This window comes from Bradyrhizobium sp. AZCC 2262 (genome assembly GCF_036924535.1).
Classification (GTDB): domain Bacteria; phylum Pseudomonadota; class Alphaproteobacteria; order Rhizobiales; family Xanthobacteraceae; genus Bradyrhizobium.
Genome location: NZ_JAZHRT010000001.1, coordinates 7,240,941 through 7,259,653, shown reverse-complemented (window position 1 = coordinate 7,259,653; position 18,713 = coordinate 7,240,941). Strand labels below are relative to the sequence as shown.

The following is an 18,713-nucleotide window of genomic DNA, read 5'->3' as shown; positions in this document are numbered from 1 at the left end:
GCCTGACCCGGCCAGCCTGTCGCACGTGCAGCTAGCCCAGCAGTTCTTCGGTGACTTCGTCGGAGAACTGCTTTCGCACGCCGGCAATCAGTACCCGTTCGGGATCGTCAGGGATGGCTGTCGCGCCCGGCATGCCGTGATCGAGCAGGGCGCGTGCACAACCAACCCAGTCTCCGCCGTCGACCGGCTCGTTGAGGGATGCCCATGACAGCGAGCCGCAGGCGTTGTCACCATAGCCATGCTGCTCCGTCCATTTGGCGCCGTGCTCGAGCAGAAAACGCGTCAGGCCCGCATCGCCGCGGAACACTGCGAGATTGAGGGCGGACGCATCCCAGTCGCCGCCACGCACGGCGATCGGCCAGCCGAGGCTGACCATCAGCTTCACGGCGTCATCGGCGCCTGCTGCGGCCAGATCGGGCAGCAATCGTAGTTGCGCCGGCGACAGCGAAGCCGGCAGGTCGGGCCGTCGCGAACCGACCGCATGCGCCTCGATTTCGTCACCGCGTGCGCATGCGGCGACGAAGCGCTCCTCTTCGGAAATATCTGGTGCGTCAGTCTGCTCGCGCAGCCATTCCGCAACGTCTGATAGCCCGAACCGCAACGCCAGCCGGTACGGACTGACGCCATCCGGGGGCGTCGCCGACGGATCGGCGCCCGCGTCGAGAAGGGCCTTCGCATGACGGGGCCGTCGGCGGTAGATGGCCCATGAAAGTGGCGAGCCCCAATCCGACAGCGGCACATTTCGCGCGGGCTCATTCGGGTCGCCGCCACGCTGCAGCAGCAGCTTCAGCGCAGTGTCGTCATCGAGATCGATCGAGCGGTAGATCGCATTGCTTTCCGCAATGCGGGCGCCATGCTCCAGCAGCAGACGCGTGCACGCTGGATTCTCCAGTGAGTGATAAAGCGATTCGCCGTCATTGGGGTTCGCGCCGGCATCAAGCAATAACCTGGTCAGTGCCGGGTCGTGGTTGCTACCCGCGGCGCCGTAGAGCGTCGACAGCGAATAGCGCTGATCGGGCTCGCTCAGGGATCCCGGCGGCCAGCGGCTGTGGATGTGCTGGTTGACGTCGGCGCCCGCCGCGATCAGCAATTCCGCACAGCGATGCAGCCGCTCGCGAAATTCTTCCACGCGCAGCAGGCTCGAATGCGCGACGGCGAGAAGCGGCGGCAATCGCAGCGGCCCGCCCGCCAGGTTGACCCATGCTGGATCGGCTTGCGTCGCCTGCCGCACCGCGCGTTCGTCGCCGATCGCGCAGGCAAGATAAGGGTTATCAGCGACGAGGTCGGGATCATCGGCCAGAATCCGTAAAGCAACGCGCGGGTTCGCGCGGTTGACCGTGCCGCTGACGTCGCCGGAATAAAGCAATTGAGCCCAGTGCAGGATGCGCGCGCCGCGTTCCTTCTGCGCGACCGCCTGCACTTCAACGTAATGCTTCAGGTCGGGCCAGGAAGCAAAGCCGTGCTCGCGCGCGATGCATGATTGCGCGTCGTGCAGGCGAAGTTGCTGCGATGAAATGTCCTCGTCGGTGCGGCCGGCCGCAGCCGGCAGCGTGCGGCGAAACCGCGCCATCGCCGCCGCATCGCGGCTTCGATAGAGGCGGATCAATTCCTTGGCTTGTTTCTTCAGATGATCGAGATTCAATCGATCGAAAGACCGGTTCATCAGACACCTCCGTGCATGACATCGCCGACGGCCCGCAATACCGGCTGCACAAAGGCTCTAGATGTCGCTCGAAAGCTGCAAGTGGGTTCAACCCTTCCCGCGGGCCCGGGAGCGGCTTGCACCGCTGCGCCACAATATGGCCAGCGCAGGCAATGGTCAACGTGGCCGGGCAAGGCGCGCTCCAGCCGAAAAATCCCGGCCGCGCGGTACGCGGCCGGAATCTTTATTGCAGGGGTGTTCGATCAGTAGGCGCAGACGTTCACGGTGCGCAGGCGCATGCCGCGGCGGGTTTCGACCCAGCGCTGCTGCAGGCAGCCGTTGAAACTGGTGTCGACATAGACGCCGCCAATGCCGACGCCGATAGCGGGACCCCAGCCATAGCCCAAACCGTGGCCCCAGTGATGGCCGTGGTAAAATCCGCCGGCGGAAGCGGGCGCTGCAGCGGCAATGGTGAGCGCGGCGGCGATCAGTCCGAGGGTCATCTTGCGAAACATCTTGAATATTCTCCAATTTGATTGGCGCGTGGCCGTTGTTGCGTCCCTGCCCATCAGTCGGATCGAACACGCCTCGCGTTCATGCACGCCTGCGAGAATCGTGTTTCAGGAATGTTTCGTGGCGCGGGATCGGCGGAGATCCTTTTGATCCCGGTAACCATGCTGCGCCGTCCGGTAGCGTGCGGCCATGGCCTCGGTGAGTTCGGCCAGCCTGTCGCGCAACTCGGCCGGCGCCAGCACCTCCGCCTCCGCGCCGAGACGCAGCAGCTCGGCCGCCGCATGCCACACCGTCTTCCCGATCGGCACAACGGCGATCCGCCAGCCGGCGGCATCCGCGGTGTCCTCGATACGGGTGCGCGTTCTCACGTAAGGCTGGCTCAAGGCGTTGAGCAGTTTTATGCCGAACGGCGACAACCGCACGGTGGCGTAGGTCGGATGCATCTCGGCTTCGAGCCGGATCGTTGCGGCCTGCCAATAGGCGGCGAGATCGAAATCGGCGGGCCGGACGAAGCGCTCATCCAGAACATTGCAGTCGAGAACTCGCGCCACGCGATAGGTGCGCACGCTGCCATCGACGTGCCCTGCGAGATACCAGCTGCCGCCCTTCAGCACGAGGCCGAGCGGCGCGACGCGGCGGCGTTTCTCGGCCCGCCAGCTTTGGTAGCGGATTTCGATTCTGCTCTCGCGCAGCAGCGCGCCGGCAATGGCGCGCAGATGCTTCGGCTGCTCGGTTTCGCCGAACCAGCTCGGGGCATCGAGATGAAAGCGTTCCTGCATCCGCCCGGCGTTCGGGCGCAGACTGGCCGGCAGTGCCGCCATCAGCTTGGTCTGCGCGGCCAGCATCGCCGCATCGAGGCCAAGGGCTGCTGCAGGCCCCGGCAATCCGGTCATGAACAGCGCCTCGGCCTCCGGCTGCGACAGTCCGTTCAGCCGCACGCGATAGCCATCGAGCAGCCGATAGCCGCCTTCCGCGCCGCGCTCGGAATAGACGGGAATGCCGGCGGCGGAGAGCGCATCGATGTCGCGATAGATGGTGCGCACCGAGACTTCGCAGGCGTCGGCGAGTGCAGGCGCAGTGACCTGTCCCCGCGCCTGCAGAGTGGTGAGGATCGAAAGCAGCCGGCTCGCGCGCATGGTTCCTTAAACCATACCTGACACAGGATGTCAGGTATGGTCGGGCATACAGGGTCCGTTGCCCGCGGAGTTCGGGTTCAAAAGGAGACTGCCAATGACCAGCAAGGACCGCATCACGCTTTATTACTCGCCGCAGACCCGTGCGACGGGTGCGCGGATATTGCTGGAGGAACTGGGCGCGCCCTACGATCTCCATGTCCTGAACATGAAGGCGGCGGAACAGCGCCAGCCGGCCTATCTCGCCATCAACCCGTTGGGCAAGGTGCCGGCGATTCGTCACGGCGAGGCGCTGGTGACCGAGCAGGTGGCGATCTACATCTATCTCGCCGACCTGTTTCCGGGAGCCGGGCTGACACCCGCGCTCGACGATCCCGACCGAGGTCCGTATCTGCGCTGGATCACCTATTACGGTTCGTCCTTCGAACCTGCCTTGATCGATAAATTCATGAAGCGCGAACCGGCCCCTGTGACGCAGTCGCCATATTCCGATTACGACTCCATGCTCGGCGCATTGGAGGCGCAGCTTTCCAAAGGACCCTATCTGCTCGGAGAACGCATGACGGCAGCCGACATTCTCTGGGGCGTGGCGTTCAGTTGGACGATGATGTTTGGCCTTGTGCCGCGAAAGGACGTATTTGTGGCCTATGCCGAGCGCATGACGTCGCGTCCTGCCTTCCAGCGGATCACCGCCGCCGATGCCGAGATGGCGGCGCAGCACGCCGCGGCTTGCGGCGGGTGAGCGGTGTCACGAGAGTTCTGAATGGCAAAGACTGTTTACACCACCAATTGTTTCGACACCTTCATCCAGGTCGCGGAAGATTGTCCCGCGCGGGCCGGCGAGGAGCCGCCGGCCCGCGCGGGGAATCCGACGGTAGCGGGCCTGCAATACAGGATGATCGTGGAAGCGCCCTACAAGTACACGTCGGACGATGTCGTATTCGCGACCTCCGCCAGCGGCCGGCAGCTCGATGCCAAGGCGACGAAGAAGGAGCGAAGTCTTGCCCGTGATGAATTCTTCTCCAAGGGGCAGGCGTGTCTGAGGGCATCAGGGCTTGGCAAGCGCTTCGGCTGGGGCGTGCATGCCGATGCGGAGGGGCGCGTCGCGATCTATGCGGTCGACAGCAAGCGCTACCAGACGCTTGCGCGGGATCCCGATATCAAGCAGGTCCGGGCGATGAGGACCAGGCGAGCCTGAGTTTTTCCCGTTAGAACTTCGGCGCGCGCTTTTCCGCAAAGGCATTGATGCCTTCCTTGATCTCGGCGCTGCGCATGCTCTCGCGGTGGCGGAGGTCGGCGGCTTCTTCGTCGAGCTTGCCGCGGGCGAATTCATTGATGGCGCGCTTCATGCCGCGCATCGCCGAAGGCGCGTTGCCGGCCAGGATATTGGCGAGCCGGTCGACTTCCTCATCCAGCGCTTCCTCGGGCACCATGACGGTGAGGTAGCCGATCCGCAGCATTTCCGGCGCCGTGATCTTCTGCGCGGTGAGAAACAGCATTTTGGCGTTGTCGACGCCGAGCCGCGACACGTAGCGGGCGATGCCGCTCTTGTAATAGTGCAGGCCGAGCCGCGCCGCCGGCATGAACATTTCAGCCGTATCGACGCCGATGCGGAAATCGCAGGCCAGCGCCAGGTCGGTCGAACCGCCATAGACGCCGCCATTGAGCCGGCAGATCGTCGGTACGCCGAGATCTTCCAGGCGGTCGACCACCGCTTCGAACGCCGATCCCGCGCTCGGTTGCGCCGTCGCGCTGGTGGCGCGGTCCGCCACCGAATTGAGATCGTAACCGGCGCTGAAGGCGCGGCCGGTGCCGGTGAGCACCAGCACGCGGATCGCGGGATCAGCCTCGATCCGGTCGAACAGTTTGATGAGATCGCCGAGATCCTCGCTCTGCAGCCGGTTCAGGTGTTTCGGCCGGTTGAGGCGGATGGTGGCGCGCGCGCCGTTGATCTCGAGTATGGGCGCGCTTGCCGCCTCGGCTGCTTCACGCATGTCTTTCTCCATTGTTCTTGCTTGTTTGATCTATTTGTTTTCTTGCGCGCGCCGCTGGGCCTCGGCGTCGATGGTTTCGGCCAGATCGGGATGCCGCGCCATCAGCAGGCGAAAATCCACGAGGTCGAGCACCAAGAGCCGCGTCACCTTGGTGGTCGTGACATTGGCGCCGCGCACATTGTTGCCGAGCAGGGCCATCTCGCCGAAGAACGCGCCTTCGCCGAGCGCTACCTTCTTGCCGGGCAATTCGACCTCGGCCTCGCCGGCGGCGATGAAATACATGCAGTCGCCCTGCTGGCCCTTGCGGATGATCATGGTGCGCGCCGGCAGGTCCATCGTTCGCAGCATGTGCGTGACGTCGGCGATCGCGGCCGGGCCGAGGGTAGCGAAGAACGGCACCTTGCTGACGGTCTCCCACGTCTTCAGGAAATTGTCGCGGCGGGTCTCGGCGGCAAAGCCGGTCGCCAGAATGCCGGTCCAGAGCCCGAACACGCCGAGGCCGGAGATCATGACCATCGCCGCGACGATGCGGCCGAGCGGCGTGATCGGCACCACGTCGCCATAGCCGGTGGTGGTCAGCGTCACCACCGCCCACCACAGCGCCGCCGGCACGCTGCCGAACGTCGCCGGCTGCACGTCGCGCTCCAGGAAATATTCCGCGACCGACGCCAGGAATACCACCATCAGGAAGATCACGAGCACGCTGAGCAGCGGCCCTGATTCCAGCACCAGCACGCGCCGCAGCTGCCGCAGCCCAGGGATGCCCGGAACGACCTTGAGTACCCAGAGGATGCTGAACAGCCACGCCGTCCTGGGCTCAATGCCCGAGAGCAGCGCGACCGGCACGGCAAGGGCGCCGATCGCGTCGACGATCCCGCTGCTGGAAAGCGCGTAGAGCGATAGCCGCCCTTGCTGCCCCATATGGCGCAGCCGCACCAGCCATTCGAACACGAAATAGACGAGGCACGTCAACAGCACCGCTTCGACCCAATGGTGCGCCACCTCGTAGGCGGGGGGCACGGTGAGCACCACCATCGCCGCGACGCCGGCCGCGACGGCGACATAGGCCGCTTTGGTCATGTTGCGGCCGGCCGTCTTGGCGGTGAACTGGGCCAGTGCCGAGAGAACGAGCCGCTTGGACATCGGATAAGGAGGGGCCTGACGGGTGCAATAAAAGCCGGATCACGGTCAAGCCGCAGCGTGACCAATGCCTGCAAAGTGCCCGCCTGCGGCGAGGCCGTCAACGACGGCCTTCACACTGCGCGACGTGTCCCCGGGGCGGCCGGTCCGGCCCCGCGGCCGGCCACCGGCTTGAGGCCGAATTTACTCGGGAATGGTGAGAAACCCGACAAATCGTCGTTCTTTCCTCGTATATCAAAATGGCCTCGCGGACATTACGATAGCGGGCGCTGCAACAGAATCGTGAACGTTTAGATATTGGCTGGTTTCCGATGGATACGTCTCATCTGGTACAACACGCAGGAACCGCGGGCGCGCTGTTCGCATCGATCTTCGTGGTCGCCACCACCACGATGCGGACCATGATCCCGCTGCGGGTCTTCGGCATCCTCGCCAACGTCGTTCTGATCGTGACCGCGATCCCGACCCATAATTTCCTGGTGATGGGGGTGCAGCTGGTCATGCTGCTGGTCAATTCCTATCGCCTGCACCAGATGCTGCAGCTGGTGCGCGACGTGAAGAAATCGGTCAACAGCGACCTCTCGATGGAATGGCTGAAGCCGTTCATGACCGAGCGTCAATGCGCCGCCGGCGAGATCCTGTTCTACAAGGACGAAAAAGCCGAGGACATGCTCTATATCGTCAGCGGCAGGTTCAAGCTGGTCGAGTCCGGCATCGTGCTGCCGGTCGGCGCCATCGTCGGCGAACTCGGCATGCTGTCGCCTTCGAACACGCGAACCCAGACGCTGGAATGTGTCGAGGCCGGCCTCATCCTGAGCGTCAGCTACAGCAAGGTCGAGGAACTCTACGTGCAGAACCCCGCTTTTGGCTTCTACTTCCTTCGTCTTGCCAGCGCTCGTCTGTTCCAGAACCTGGACGCGGCGGAAAAGCGGCTGGCCCAGCACATGGCGTCCGCGGCTGAGCCGAAGCCCGCGTAGAGGCCGGAGCACGGAGAGTGGTAGATCGCGGTATCCTGTCGTCGCTGCGTTATCTGCTCGCCGATGTCATCGGCGACGATGATGAAACACCGCCGTTTTTGCCCGAGGGCTTGCCGGAGCCGGTGATGGCGGTGGCGAGCGACGGCATCCATCTTCTGATCGACTATCAGGGTCCGAGCTACGCCCACCTCTATGTCGACCGGTTGCGCCGGTTCATCGGCAAACGAGGCGTCGACGATGCGATGCTGACCGACATTGCGCGGCTGATGGCGGTACGTATGAGCTATGAGGACCCGATCCGGATCGCACAGCTCAAGCTCTTCGAACTTGACGGCCGGCCCGGCGCGTCCGCCGGATCCGTCGACGTGAAGAAATTCCGAATCGAGGAATTGATCGGCGCGCTTCCCGCTGTCCTCGCCGAGTATGTACTCGACGCACTCGAATGGGCAGGCTGGATGCACAAGCGGGTCTCCATCCGCTTCAGCACGGCCAGCCGGTTCGGTATCCGCCGCCTGAAAATAGAGGCGGGGCTGCGGCGATGGCGGCTGCTCTCGGTGCGCTATGCCAAGGAGCGGGTCTGGGTCGAACGCTGGTTGCACATGATCGACCGCAGCCTGACCAAGCAGCCCCGGGCCGCACCCGCGATCGTGCAGACCGCGACCATGATCGAGGGCTATGGCGACGTCTACCGTCAGGGCCTGGCGGACTGGAATGCGATCATCGACGGCCTGGTCAAGCCGACCTTCGATGGCGTGCTGGCGCTGCCTGATCTCGGGACCGCGGTGGTCGAAGCGCGCGCCGCCGCGATGCCGGACCCACGGCAGGCGGCGCTCAAGCGCAGAATCGCCGAGATCCGCGCGAGGGTTCCCGCCGGGTCCAATGCGGCAGTTCCGTCATCCTGAGGTGCGAGCAAAGCGAGCCTCGAAGGATGAGCGGCCCCGTCCGTGGCCGTCGCCCTTCGAGGGCCATGCTGCGCACGGCCACCTCAGAGAGTGTGATTTTTTTGACGTCGGGCAAGCCAGTCTAGCCGATAGCTAATGCAGTGTGATTCTCTGGCGATATGGATTCGCGGGAGGCGATGATGGCTGCCGATGAATTGTTTGGAGACCTGCCGGATCAGGCGAAGCCGCAAGCCGAAGCGGCGCCGCTCGGCGCGCCGCGGCTGCGTGAACCGCAACGCGACCAGATCGCGTTGCGCGCGGTGGATATCGAGAGCCTGATCGGGGAAGACCATCCGGTGCGCCTGATCTGGTCTTATGTCGAAGAGCTTGATCTGAGTGAACTGGAGAACCGGATCAAAGCCAGGGGCGACCGCCCCGGTCACCCCGCGACATCGCCGCGGCTTTTGCTGGCGCTGTGGCTCTATGCCACCAGCGAGGGCGTTGGCAGCGCACGCGCCTTGGAGCGGCTGTGCGAGAGCCACGATGCCTATCGTTGGCTGTGCGGTGGCGTGTCGGTGAACTATCACATGCTGGCGGACTTCCGGGTCGGTTGCGCCGATCTGCTGGACCGGCTGCTCAGCGAGCATCTGGCGGCGCTGGCGAAGGCTGGCCTCGTCAATCTGGAGACGCTGGCGCAGGATGGGGTGCGGGTCCGGGCCAGCGCGGGAGCCGCCTCGTTCCGGCGCGAGGCGACACTCGACCGGCACCTGGCACAGGCTGAGGCAGCGGTGGAAGATCTCAAGCGCGAGGTCGATACACGCTCGGACGCCAGCAATCAGCGCACCCGGGCGGCCAAGGAGCGAGCCGCGCGGGAGCGCCGCGCGCGCGTGAAAGCGGCGCAGACGGCGCTGGCCGAGATCAAGCAGCAGCGCAAGGAGCGCGAAGAAAAGCGCGGCAATGGCAAGAAGCCGAAGGAGCCGCGCGCATCCACGACGGACGCCGATGCACGGGTCATGAAGATGGCCGACGGCGGCTTCCGCCCAGCTTACAACGTGCAGGTAACGAGTGCGGCCGGCCAGCAGATCGTCGTTGACACCAGGATTTGCAACACCGGGTCCGACCGCGGCCTGATGCGTCCCATGCTGGAGCGGCAGCGCACGCGCCCTGGCGGTCTGCCCAAAGACCATCTCGTCGATGGCGGCTTTGGCAGCGCGGAGGACATCGAATGGGCGCATGCCGAGGGCGTCGAGGTCTTTTGTCCGCCCACTCAATCCAAGCACGGCACCGATCCGTACCTGCCGCGGCGCGGCGACGGCCCGGGGGTACTGGCCTGGCGCGCGCGAATGGCGAGCGAAGCGGGCAAGGCCCGGTACAAGCCCCGTTCGATTTGCGAGTGCATCCATGCCCGCTGGCGCAACTGGGACCTGCGGCAATTAACCGTGCGCGGCATCGAAAAGGTCCGCGCCGTCGTGCTCTGGTACGCCCTCACCAACAACATCCTGCAAGGCAACCGCCTCTGCAGTGCATAAACGAGAGCTCATCGACAAACTCAAACCCCAAAACCGCCATTTGCCCCGACGAGCAGCCGCCACCTCGCTCCAAAGCTCCGCAGCGGCCAAAAGCGTCACAAGCTCTCAGGGTGACGGATCACACCAGTCAATTCGAATGGCTTAAGTTTACGCGCTCTGCGCGGTTTTCACGGCGACCACCTTGTCGTCCTGGGACGGCGGGTGCCGCTTGATATGTTCGCGGCGCATGCCGATCTCGTCGCGCACGAATTCATAGCCGAGCTTGAAAGTGTCCAGCCCGTCGCTGGAGATGGTCCCGTCGCGCAAGCCTATCACCACGCCGCGCAGGATCGTCTCGAGTTCATCCTGGAGTTCATCGAGCGCGTCGAGGCTCGTGGCGTATTCCATGCGCTCGCCGATATCGAGAATGGCGGTTGCGAGCTGGCTGGCTTTCTCCGGCGCGATCCGGGTGACCTTGGTGTAGATGGCGGCAAAGATCGTGCCGATGATGCTGAGCGCCGCCAGGGCGACATACATCAAGTCGCTGTAGCGCTCGACAAAGGACTTGACCTCGTCATTGATGTATTCGGCGGCGCCGGGATGCGCCACGATGAAGGCGTCCTTGTCGGTCGCTGCCGGCTCGATCTTGGAGGCGAAGCCGTCGGCGAGCGCGAGCTCGGCCTTGTTCTCGTAAATGATCCGCGCCAGGTCGCCCACGGTCGTGTTCGATAGCCTGGATTGGGCGACCAGCAGCCATTCGAGCCCGATCGTGTCGACGTCTTCCGCAGGGACAGCGGGCGAGGCGGACAGCATTCCGGTCGCCACCGTTTCCTCTGATAGCGCCGGGTGCTTCCTGGCGATCGCTTTCGCCGAATCGATCGCGTTCAGGGTGAAGCCGCCGCGCCTGGTATATTGCTCGTAGCTCTTGTCCTTCACGATCTGCGAAGCGTGCGCGATCTTGATCACGGCGCCGAATCCTGCGGCGAACAGCTGGTCGAAGGTTGCGGCCGGCGGCGCCATCTGGACCCGTGCCGCCGCCTCCGGGGTATCGGAGAGTTCGAGGATATTGCGCACCAGCGCACCGCCGCTCTCGCTGTCGGCGATGACCGCGATCTTCTTTTTCTTCAGCTCGGCGATGGATTTGATTTTCTTGCCGTTCGGGCTGATCAGCAGAAGCACGTCGTGTTCGAGGATCGCCAGCGCGCGGGCGCGGGGCGGTATCCTGGCGTCGGTGCGCAATATCGCAAGATTGGCTTCCTTGCGGTCGAACTGCGACAGCGCTTTTGTATTGTCGCTGTTGGGCACGATCCTGAGTTGCAGCCGCGAGGAATTATTCTTCAGCACCGTCGCCAGCCGGGCGGCGAAGCGCGCTTCGGGACCGTTGGTATCACCGACCGCAAATACCAGCGTTTCCGAATTGCGCAGCCAAGTCCGGCCACCCCACACCACGGCGATGGTCAGGACCAGGGTCAGGAGGGAAAACAGCAGGATCTGGGTCCGGTTGCTCCTGACGGTCCGCGGACGGCGACGCGGCATTTCCGGATGCGGCGTTGGGGCTTCAGCACTCATGGCTCGTATCCGGAGGTCAGGACGTGTCGCAGCCGCACTGGCGCCGCAGGCCGTCCGAATGAATTCGTAAATGCCTAGAAAAGAACGATAATTTGACCGCCGGCCGATAATAGTCCGCTAGTATGGGATTGCAAACCGCGCCCGCCGGTAACGTTACCCCGCGTGGCACGTTCGCGGCGGTGCCGCAATATCGCAGTTCCGCCACACCGTGCGATTTTCAGACTACCCACAGGTGCATTCCGGCGCGGGAGGTGTCATAAATAAAGGCAACGTTCGAACAGTCCGGGTTTGACAACAACATTGCGCTGACAGCCTAGGTCCCGGTTTTTCGTCACCTCTCCAGTCCCAGCAAAGGGCGTCAGCTTTGTTGTTTCCTTCGATGTCGTCCGCGGTCCCGGTAGGTGCGCTGGTAGGATGGATGCTGCTTCTCACCGTGAAGCACGTCATCGCCGATTTCATGCTGCAGAACTCCTGGATGGCGATCGGCAAGGATCAAAAGACCGGCTGGGCCTTGCCGCTATTGGCGCATTGCCTCGTGCACCTCGCGGTATCATTGGCGCTGATCCTGATCGTCGCGCCGCGATTCTGGTTCGTCGCCTTCATCGACTTCGCCATTCACATCACCGTCGACCGCGTCAAGGGGATCATCGCTTCCCGGTTCGGCGTGACGCTGGAGAACGAGCATCCGTGGTTCTGGACGCTGATCGGCGTCGACCAGGCGCTGCACCATCTCACCGGTTTCGGCCTGTCGATCTTCATGGCGGCGAACTGATCCGCGGCCGATGGCATCGGCCCGCTTGTTTCAATCCTGCTCCGGCTTCGGAAGGCGCGCATCCGCTCCGGTGCGAATCATGTTCCGATTTCCGATTCGGATGTGGCTGACAAGTCATCCGGAACACTACTGATAGGCGTGGTTAACCTTTCATTAGAGTATTGCACTGCATCTTCCGCAAAGGGAGAACCCGCAATGTTTTCAAGCCGTGACGCATTCGAGAACGATTTTTGTCCGGTCCGCGACGAGTTGCTCGGCGAGATGTATCGGGCCAACGCCAATGGCCTGCCGCTTCTGGTGGAGAGCGTTTCGTCCGAGGTCCGCGCCATGCTGGCGCTATTCTGCTACCGCCGCAGCCATCTGCACGCGCTGGCCGTTGCCATCGCAGCAAGCTGTACCGAACGCGAACTGGTCCATTTCGGTGGCCGGGTCGGTTCCACGCTCTATGCGCTGTCGCGCGAACCGACCGCGCGTTCCGCCTCGTCGTCATCCCACGGCGGCCGCAAGCCGATCACGCTTTCGACCAAGCCGCTCTCGACCTTCAAGCCGATCGAGGATGAGATCGACGACGAAGATTTTGCCGAAGCGGTGACCGCGTAAACTCTCCATTGTCGTAGCCCGGGTGGAGCGCAGCGTAACCCGGGATTCTCTCGCAATCGGCTAGACTTGTCTCCGGATTGCGCTTCGCTTCATCCGGGCTACCGCTCACGCCAGCACCGGCAATCCGTGCCGTTTCCGCGCCATCGCGCATTCGACATCACCGGGCATGCAGGTGCGGCACACTTCGGGCCGCATCGTGTAGATCTGGCACGCCGTCGCCTTACCGACCTTGCCTGACAGCGCCGAACAGCGGTCGCCGTCGCAGCGCATTCCCGACAATCTTTCGTTGACGAATCTTTCCGGGATCAGGTCGAGCGCCGCATCGTCCTCGGTGGTGAAACGCGGCCAATTCTGCGAGTAGCTGCAGCAGGCGCCGCAGGTCTGGCAGGGGCTTTCATTCTCGGCGGCGATTCCTTGCATGCCCAGCGTTTAGCCCGGAATGACGGCCGCGGCCAGCCAGCGGCGTCAGCTATCTGTTTCAAGTGTCCGTTTTAAGTGTCTTTGGGTGCTTCCCAGACTAGGCTGCGCCGCCATTTCGCCCGCAGGATGTCGCGCCGCTCCGGATATTTTTCGTCGTGGTAGACCGCGTCGACGACGCGGTCGGTGCGGAAACTGCGGAAATCCTTCCGCAGTTCGCACCACGCCGCCAGTATCCGTACCGCCTCGTGATAGCCGACCGCGATCGGCCAGATCGTGCGCTGGCTGCCGCGGCCATGCTCGTCGCGATAGTTCAGCGTGATCTTTTTGCCCTCGTGGATTTGCGTCCGTGTCCGCACCATGTCGATACGGTCAGGCTCCCGGTTCCAGGCCGATCGGGCGCGGCTGGCCGGCTCCAGCACGAAGGGCCGCAGGCGCTCCGGCACGGTGTCGGCGACTTTCGCCATCAGATCCTGGGCTGCGCGTGCCAGCGCGGGATCGGCGTGGCCGACCACCCATTGCGCACCAAGCACGCAAGCCTCGATCTCATCAGGCGTGAGCATCAAGGGCGGCAGGTCGAATCCCTTTTCCAGGATGTAGCCCACGCCGGCTTCGCCGCGGATCGGCACCCGCTGTTCGATCAACGTCGTTATATCGCGATAGATGGTTCGCTTCGAAGTCTCCAGCTCGGCGGCGATGGCATCCGCCGTCAGCGGTTTGCGGGTACGCCGAAGCACCTGAATGATCTGGAACAGCCGGTCGGCCCGTCGCATGGCTCGTTCTCTTTTCCAAAAAGGCCCCGTCGGATGCTGACAGCATGTTGGCAGCAGGGGGTGGGTATATCGGGACAACACCTCAAGTGAAGGGAATTTGTCCATGACGATTTTCAGCGAATTCGGCTTCGGGGGAAGCCACGGACCTCTCGAAAATGCCCAGGGATTTGCACTGGAACAGCTGGTTTCCATCCAGTGCGTCACGTCAGACCTGCGCTGGGCGATGGTTGAACTGGCGTGGCGCTCATTCACAGCAATGTGCGCCTTTGCGCAAGAGCGGCTTGTCTCGTGGGCGCGCAGGGCCCGGACGCCGCGGGCCGACGAGGGCCGCGGCCGGCATTGTTGCTGCTGACACCATGGTGGCAGCAGGGGGGCGCTAGCTTCGGGCACGTTTTAAGAGATCGGGAGACCTGCATGATTACGCTTTATGGCTTCGGCGCCGGTTTCGGCCTGCCGGAGATCAGCCCCTTTGTGACCAAAACCGAGGTTCAGCTGAAGATGGCCGGTCTTGCCTATCGCAAGGAGAAGGCCAAGCCGCCGGCCTCGCCGAAGGGGCAGCTGCCCTACATCGTTGATGAGGCCGAGACGATCGCCGATTCCACCTTCATTCGCGCGCATCTGGAAGCCAAATACGGTTTCGATTTCGACGCGCCGCTCAGCCTGCAGGCGCGTGCGCAGGCCTGGGCGTTCGAGCGGATGATCGAGCACCATGTCTATTGGGCGCTGGTCGGCGCGCGCTGGGTCGATGGCGACAATTTTGCCAAGGGCCCTGCGCATTTCTTCGACAGCGCGCCGGTCCATCTGCGTGAGAAGATGCGCGAGGACGCGCAATTTCGCGTCGCCGAGAACTACCTGCTCAGCGGCCTCGGCCGCCACGCGCCCGAGGAAGATATCGATCTTGCCGTGCGCTCGCTGTTTGCGTTGTCGGTCCAGCTCGGCGACAAGCCCTTTCTGATGGGCGAGACCCCCTGCGGCATGGACGCTACCGCCTTCGGTGCGCTCGCCGGAATTTTGACGCCGTTCTTCGAGTCCGCGCTGCGGCACCGGACGGAGCAGTTCGCAAACCTCACCGCCTATGTCGACCGCATGATGCTGCTGTATTATCCGGAATTCGCCTGGGCGCCCGTGCAGCAAGCTGCGTGATTACGGCCTTGCTGACGCGGGCTGGCCCTGCAATGCGGCCAGCTCTGCTTCGAGTTCGGCGATTCGGGCATCGCGCACTGCGAGAGCTTGGGCAACATCCGCAGCGTCGAACTTCTGCGGGATATGTTGCGGGCAATTGGTGTCCCACGCCGAGATCTTGAACAGGATAACCTGTTCGGGCCGTGCCTTGTAGCCCTGCGGCATCAGCGATTTCGTCAGCGCGGGATCGTCTTCCACCACGCGCGCCTCGCCCCAGATCTTCACGCGGCGGCGATGCGCATAGTCCATCACGAAAATATGCGCCTTCGGATTCTCTGAGAGATTGCCTTGCGTGATGTATTGCCGGTTGCCGCTGTAGTCGGCGAACGCGATGGTGTTCTTGTCGAGTATTTTGACAAAGCCCTTCGGCCCGCCGCGGTGCTGGATATAAGGCTGGCCGTCCGCCGAGGCGGTCGCAAAGAAGAAGCTGTTGGTCTCCGCCAGGAAGCCCGCGAGGTTTTCGTCGATCTCCGTGCGCCACCCGCCGCGCTCTTCGACGCTCGCATAGGCATCGCGTGACCCCTTGCGGCTCTGGATCGCCTTCACCGCCGGAGTGAAGGCGACGTCGCTGGAATAGGTGTGAGTGTCTGACATCCGAGCCTCCGCCACGGGGCGCCAAAACGGTCGTCCCGGCCCTTCAACGTAGATATTTCTACAATGTAAACAATCTGGCGTGTTGACACTTCACTATTGCGGATTATGCAATAGTCCAATGGACCGGATCGATGCCATGCAGGCTTTTGTCGCCGTCGCCGACCTGCAGGGTTTTGCCGCCGCGGCCCGCAAGCTCCGCCTGTCGCCGTCTGCTGTCACGCGGCTGATCGCGGCGCTGGAGGAGCGGCTGGGCGTGCGGCTTTTGCAGCGGACCACGCGGCAGGTGACGCTGACCGATGCCGGCTCACGTTACCTGGAGCGCGCACGGCGGATTTTGGCCGATATCGGGGAGGCGGAGGGAGCCATCGAGGGCGAGCGCACCCGCCCCGAAGGGCAGCTCGTCATCTCGGCGCCGGTCGGATTTGGCCGGCTCCATGTCAGCGGGATCGTGACCGCCTATCTGAAGCGCTACGACGACGTTGGCGTCGACCTTCGTTTGTCCGACCGCATGATCAACCTCGTCGAGGACGGTGTCGATCTCGCGGTCCGGATCGGCCACCTGCCGGACTCGACGCTGGTGGCCCGCCATGTCGGCGAGATGCGGCGGGTCGTGGTGGCCTCGCCCGGATATCTCAAAGCACGCGGCGAGCCGAAGCGGCCGCGGGAGATTTCCGCGCATGACACCATCCAGTTCGGGGCCATGGCGGCGGCGCCCGACTGGCGATTCGTCGAGGATGGCCGCGAGATCCGCGTCGCCAGCACGCCGCGATTCGCCACCAACAGCTCCGATGCCGCGATCCAATATGCGGAAGCGGACGGTGGGCTGACGCGGGTGATGGCCTATCAGGCCGCCGAATCGCTCAAAACGGGGCGGCTCCGGATCGTATTGGCGCCGTTCGAACAGCCGGCGATGCCGATCCACATCGTCTATCCGACGTCACGGCTATTGTCGGCCAAGGTGCGCACCTTCATCGATCTCGTGACCGAGATGGCCGACTGGCATTTCGGTTAGACCGTCATTCCGGGGCGATGCGCAGCATCGAACTACGGTGCGCAATTGCGCACCTGAGAATCTCGAGATTCCGGGTCTGGTGCTGGCGCACCATCCCGGAATGACATCACTCCTTCTTCGGCACCACGCGGAACGTCGCATTCGCCCGTGCGATCACGACGTCGTCGGCCTTGACCAGGCTCTGCACAAAACAGATCGTTCTGCCGGTCTTGACGACGTCGCTCTCGACCGCGAGCCATTGCCCGACCTCGGCGTTGCCGACGAAATCGACCGCGAGCGAGATCGTCACCAGCGAGGACAGCCCGCCCATGACATGCGCGCAGCTATGGCCCATGGCGTTGTCGGCCAATGCTGCGATCAGCCCGCCATGGATCAGGCCGCGGCCGTTGGTGTGCGGTTTTGCAAGACGCAGCCCGATAATGACGGCCTTGTCGGTCGTCTTCGAATACAGCGGCTCCCAGGGGTCGGTGAGCGGGCTCCTGCGGGTGCGGCGTTCGAAACCTTCGGGAATGTCGGTAGTGGTCATGTGCAACTCGCGTCGTGACGATGTTTGTCGTCATTGAACGCACGGCGGCTGTCGAAGTCACCGCCTACAAAGTTTTAAACGGCGTTACGACGGGTGTTTGAAAATGCCCGCACTCTCACCTTTCGTCATTGCGAGCCAACGGGTCGCGCGAATGCGCGCCCGATGACAGGCTCCGCGAAGCAATCCATGCTTCCGAGCATGCGGGACGATGGATTGCTTCGTCGCTTCGCTCCCTTGCGCAAACGCTTCGCGTTTGTCGCAGGCAATGACGGTGTGGGCTCTCGCCTAAAACGGCAACCCCACATAATTCTCCGACAGCGAAGCCGAGGCTGCTTTCGAGTTGACGACATAGTCCAGCTCGGCGAGTTGAATGCGCGCGCCGAATTCACCTTCGTCGGGGAATTTGTGCAGCATCGAGGTCATCCACCAGGAGAAGCGCACCGCCTTCCAGACCCGCGCCAGCGCTCTTGCCGAATAGCCATCGATGGCGGCGGATGATTTCTCGTCGTAATATTCGCGGAACGCCTGCGAGAGATAATGCACGTCGCTGGCGGCCAAATTCAGCCCCTTGGCGCCGGTCGGCGGCACGATGTGCGAGGCGTCGCCGGCCAAAAACATCCGGCCGAATCGCATCGGCTCGGCGACGAAGCTGCGGAGCGGCGCGATGCTCTTTTCGATCGAGGGGCCGGTGACGAGTTCGTCGGCCGCCTTCTGGTCGATCCGGCGCTTCAGTTCATCCCAGAAGCGCTCATCGGGCCACTGCGCGATATCGTCGTCGAGCGGGCATTGCACGTAATAGCGACTGCGGTGGGTCGAGCGCATGGTGCAGAGCGCGAATCCGCGCTCGTGGTTGGAATAGATCAGCTCAGGGCTGACCGGCGGGGTTTCCGACAGGATGCCGAGCCAGCCGAATGGATAGACCCGCTCGTAGGTCTGGATCGCCGACGGCTTGACGCTGGCGCGGCTGACGCCATGAAAACCGTCGCAGCCGGCGATGAAGTCGCATTCGATCTCGTGGCTGACCCCGTCCTTGACGTAGGTGACGCGCGGGCGGTCGGTATCGAAATCGAGCGGCTTGACGTCGGCGGCCTGATAGACCGTGGTGAGCCCTGCTGCCTTGCGGGCGTTCATCAGGTCGAGCGTCACCTCGGTCTGGCCGTAGATCATGACCGTCTTGCCGGTGGCGGCGTGCATGTCGATGCGGTGCCGGGCGCCACCAAAGGCGAGCTCCACACCATGATGGACCAGCCCCTCGCGATGGGCGCGCGCGCCGGCGCCGATTTCGTCGAGCAGCGCCACCGTGCCTTCCTCAAGCAGGCCGGCGCGGATGCGGCCGAGCACATATTCCGGCGTCTGGCGCTCCAGAATGATGTTTTCGATCCCGTAAAGGTGTAATAGTTGCCCAAGCAACAATCCTGCCGGACCTGCGCCTGTGATTGCTACTTTTGTCCTCAATACCCGCTCTCCGATTGCTGTAGTC

The 18,713-nt window shown here is 63.6% G+C and carries 20 protein-coding genes; 9 read left to right on the top strand and 11 right to left on the bottom strand.

Going from position 1 to position 18,713, the window contains the following annotated elements; translation table 11 throughout:
- Positions 1-31: 31 nt before the first annotated feature.
- From V1283_RS34080 to V1283_RS34070, 3 genes are all read right to left on the bottom strand, one after another.
- Complete coding sequence (locus tag V1283_RS34080) at positions 32-1,663, bottom strand: ankyrin repeat domain-containing protein (RefSeq protein ID WP_334390993.1); 1,632 nt, start codon at positions 1,661-1,663, stop codon at positions 32-34.
- 242 nt (positions 1,664-1,905) lie between these two features.
- On the bottom strand, positions 1,906-2,157 hold the full coding sequence (locus V1283_RS34075; protein WP_334390992.1) for a hypothetical protein: 252 nt from the start codon (positions 2,155-2,157) through the stop codon (positions 1,906-1,908).
- Positions 2,158-2,262: 105 nt separating this feature from the next.
- Positions 2,263-3,291: a helix-turn-helix transcriptional regulator gene (locus V1283_RS34070; RefSeq protein ID WP_334390991.1), complete on the bottom strand. Its 1,029-nt coding sequence runs from the start codon at positions 3,289-3,291 to the stop codon at positions 2,263-2,265.
- Between the two features lie 94 nt (positions 3,292-3,385).
- Here V1283_RS34070 and V1283_RS34065 point away from each other — a divergent pair, with 94 nt between their 5' ends.
- A complete protein-coding gene (locus tag V1283_RS34065; protein WP_334390990.1) occupies positions 3,386-4,030 on the top strand; it encodes a glutathione S-transferase family protein in 645 nt (214 codons plus the stop codon).
- A 21-nt stretch (positions 4,031-4,051) separates the two neighbouring features.
- The gene (locus V1283_RS34060; RefSeq protein WP_334390989.1) at positions 4,052-4,486 is read left to right on the top strand and encodes a DUF6157 family protein; all 435 of its coding nucleotides are present in this window, start codon (positions 4,052-4,054) and stop codon (positions 4,484-4,486) included.
- Positions 4,487-4,496: 10 nt separating this feature from the next.
- Here V1283_RS34060 and V1283_RS34055 read toward each other — a convergent pair whose 3' ends face one another.
- Positions 4,497-5,282, bottom strand: a complete 786-nt coding sequence (locus V1283_RS34055; RefSeq protein WP_334390988.1) for an enoyl-CoA hydratase/isomerase family protein — start codon at positions 5,280-5,282, stop codon at positions 4,497-4,499.
- A gap of 30 nt (positions 5,283-5,312) precedes the next feature.
- A complete protein-coding gene (locus tag V1283_RS34050) occupies positions 5,313-6,425 on the bottom strand; it encodes a cyclic nucleotide-gated ion channel (RefSeq protein ID WP_334390987.1) in 1,113 nt (370 codons plus the stop codon).
- Positions 6,426-6,733: 308 nt separating this feature from the next.
- On the opposite strand from V1283_RS34050, the gene V1283_RS34045 reads away from it, so the two are divergent.
- The 3 genes from V1283_RS34045 to V1283_RS34035 all read left to right on the top strand — a co-directional run bounded on the left by V1283_RS34045 (position 6,734) and on the right by V1283_RS34035 (position 9,809).
- The gene (locus V1283_RS34045; protein ID WP_334390986.1) at positions 6,734-7,399 is read left to right on the top strand and encodes a Crp/Fnr family transcriptional regulator; all 666 of its coding nucleotides are present in this window, start codon (positions 6,734-6,736) and stop codon (positions 7,397-7,399) included.
- A 17-nt stretch (positions 7,400-7,416) separates the two neighbouring features.
- Complete coding sequence (locus tag V1283_RS34040) at positions 7,417-8,301, top strand: DUF6537 domain-containing protein (protein ID WP_334390985.1); 885 nt, start codon at positions 7,417-7,419, stop codon at positions 8,299-8,301.
- Positions 8,302-8,477: 176 nt separating this feature from the next.
- Entirely contained in the window at positions 8,478-9,809 is a 1,332-nt protein-coding gene (locus V1283_RS34035) for an IS1182 family transposase (protein ID WP_334387296.1), read from the top strand.
- Between the two features lie 147 nt (positions 9,810-9,956).
- Here the strand turns inward: V1283_RS34035 and V1283_RS34030 are convergent, their stop codons facing one another.
- A complete protein-coding gene (locus V1283_RS34030) occupies positions 9,957-11,357 on the bottom strand; it encodes a TAXI family TRAP transporter solute-binding subunit (RefSeq protein WP_334390984.1) in 1,401 nt (466 codons plus the stop codon).
- A gap of 418 nt (positions 11,358-11,775) precedes the next feature.
- Here V1283_RS34030 and V1283_RS34025 point away from each other — a divergent pair, with 418 nt between their 5' ends.
- Both V1283_RS34025 and V1283_RS34020 read left to right on the top strand, forming a co-directional pair.
- Complete coding sequence (locus V1283_RS34025) at positions 11,776-12,129, top strand: DUF3307 domain-containing protein (RefSeq protein WP_334390983.1); 354 nt, start codon at positions 11,776-11,778, stop codon at positions 12,127-12,129.
- A gap of 195 nt (positions 12,130-12,324) precedes the next feature.
- Positions 12,325-12,729 carry a hypothetical protein gene (locus V1283_RS34020; RefSeq protein WP_334390982.1) on the top strand — a complete coding sequence of 135 codons (405 nt, stop codon included), beginning with the start codon at positions 12,325-12,327 and terminating at the stop codon, positions 12,727-12,729.
- Between the two features lie 105 nt (positions 12,730-12,834).
- On the opposite strand, the gene V1283_RS34015 is transcribed toward V1283_RS34020, so the two are convergent.
- A complete protein-coding gene (locus V1283_RS34015) occupies positions 12,835-13,149 on the bottom strand; it encodes a YkgJ family cysteine cluster protein (protein WP_334390981.1) in 315 nt (104 codons plus the stop codon).
- Between the two features lie 71 nt (positions 13,150-13,220).
- Complete coding sequence (locus tag V1283_RS34010) at positions 13,221-13,919, bottom strand: helix-turn-helix transcriptional regulator (protein WP_334390980.1); 699 nt, start codon at positions 13,917-13,919, stop codon at positions 13,221-13,223.
- A 414-nt stretch (positions 13,920-14,333) separates the two neighbouring features.
- Here V1283_RS34010 and V1283_RS34005 point away from each other — a divergent pair, with 414 nt between their 5' ends.
- Entirely contained in the window at positions 14,334-15,062 is a 729-nt protein-coding gene (locus V1283_RS34005; protein ID WP_334390979.1) for a glutathione S-transferase family protein, read from the top strand.
- On the opposite strand, the gene V1283_RS34000 is transcribed toward V1283_RS34005, so the two are convergent.
- The gene (locus tag V1283_RS34000; RefSeq protein ID WP_334390978.1) at positions 15,063-15,695 is read right to left on the bottom strand and encodes a pyridoxamine 5'-phosphate oxidase family protein; all 633 of its coding nucleotides are present in this window, start codon (positions 15,693-15,695) and stop codon (positions 15,063-15,065) included.
- A 118-nt stretch (positions 15,696-15,813) separates the two neighbouring features.
- On the opposite strand from V1283_RS34000, the gene V1283_RS33995 reads away from it, so the two are divergent.
- Entirely contained in the window at positions 15,814-16,707 is an 894-nt protein-coding gene (locus tag V1283_RS33995; protein WP_334390977.1) for a LysR family transcriptional regulator, read from the top strand.
- A 106-nt stretch (positions 16,708-16,813) separates the two neighbouring features.
- Here the strand turns inward: V1283_RS33995 and V1283_RS33990 are convergent, their stop codons facing one another.
- Together V1283_RS33990 and pobA are read right to left on the bottom strand one after the other, a co-directional pair.
- Positions 16,814-17,233, bottom strand: a complete 420-nt coding sequence (locus V1283_RS33990) for a PaaI family thioesterase (RefSeq protein WP_334390976.1) — start codon at positions 17,231-17,233, stop codon at positions 16,814-16,816.
- A gap of 285 nt (positions 17,234-17,518) precedes the next feature.
- Positions 17,519-18,688: a 4-hydroxybenzoate 3-monooxygenase gene (gene pobA / locus V1283_RS33985; RefSeq protein WP_334390975.1), complete on the bottom strand. Its 1,170-nt coding sequence runs from the start codon at positions 18,686-18,688 to the stop codon at positions 17,519-17,521.
- Positions 18,689-18,713: the final 25 nt, after the last annotated feature.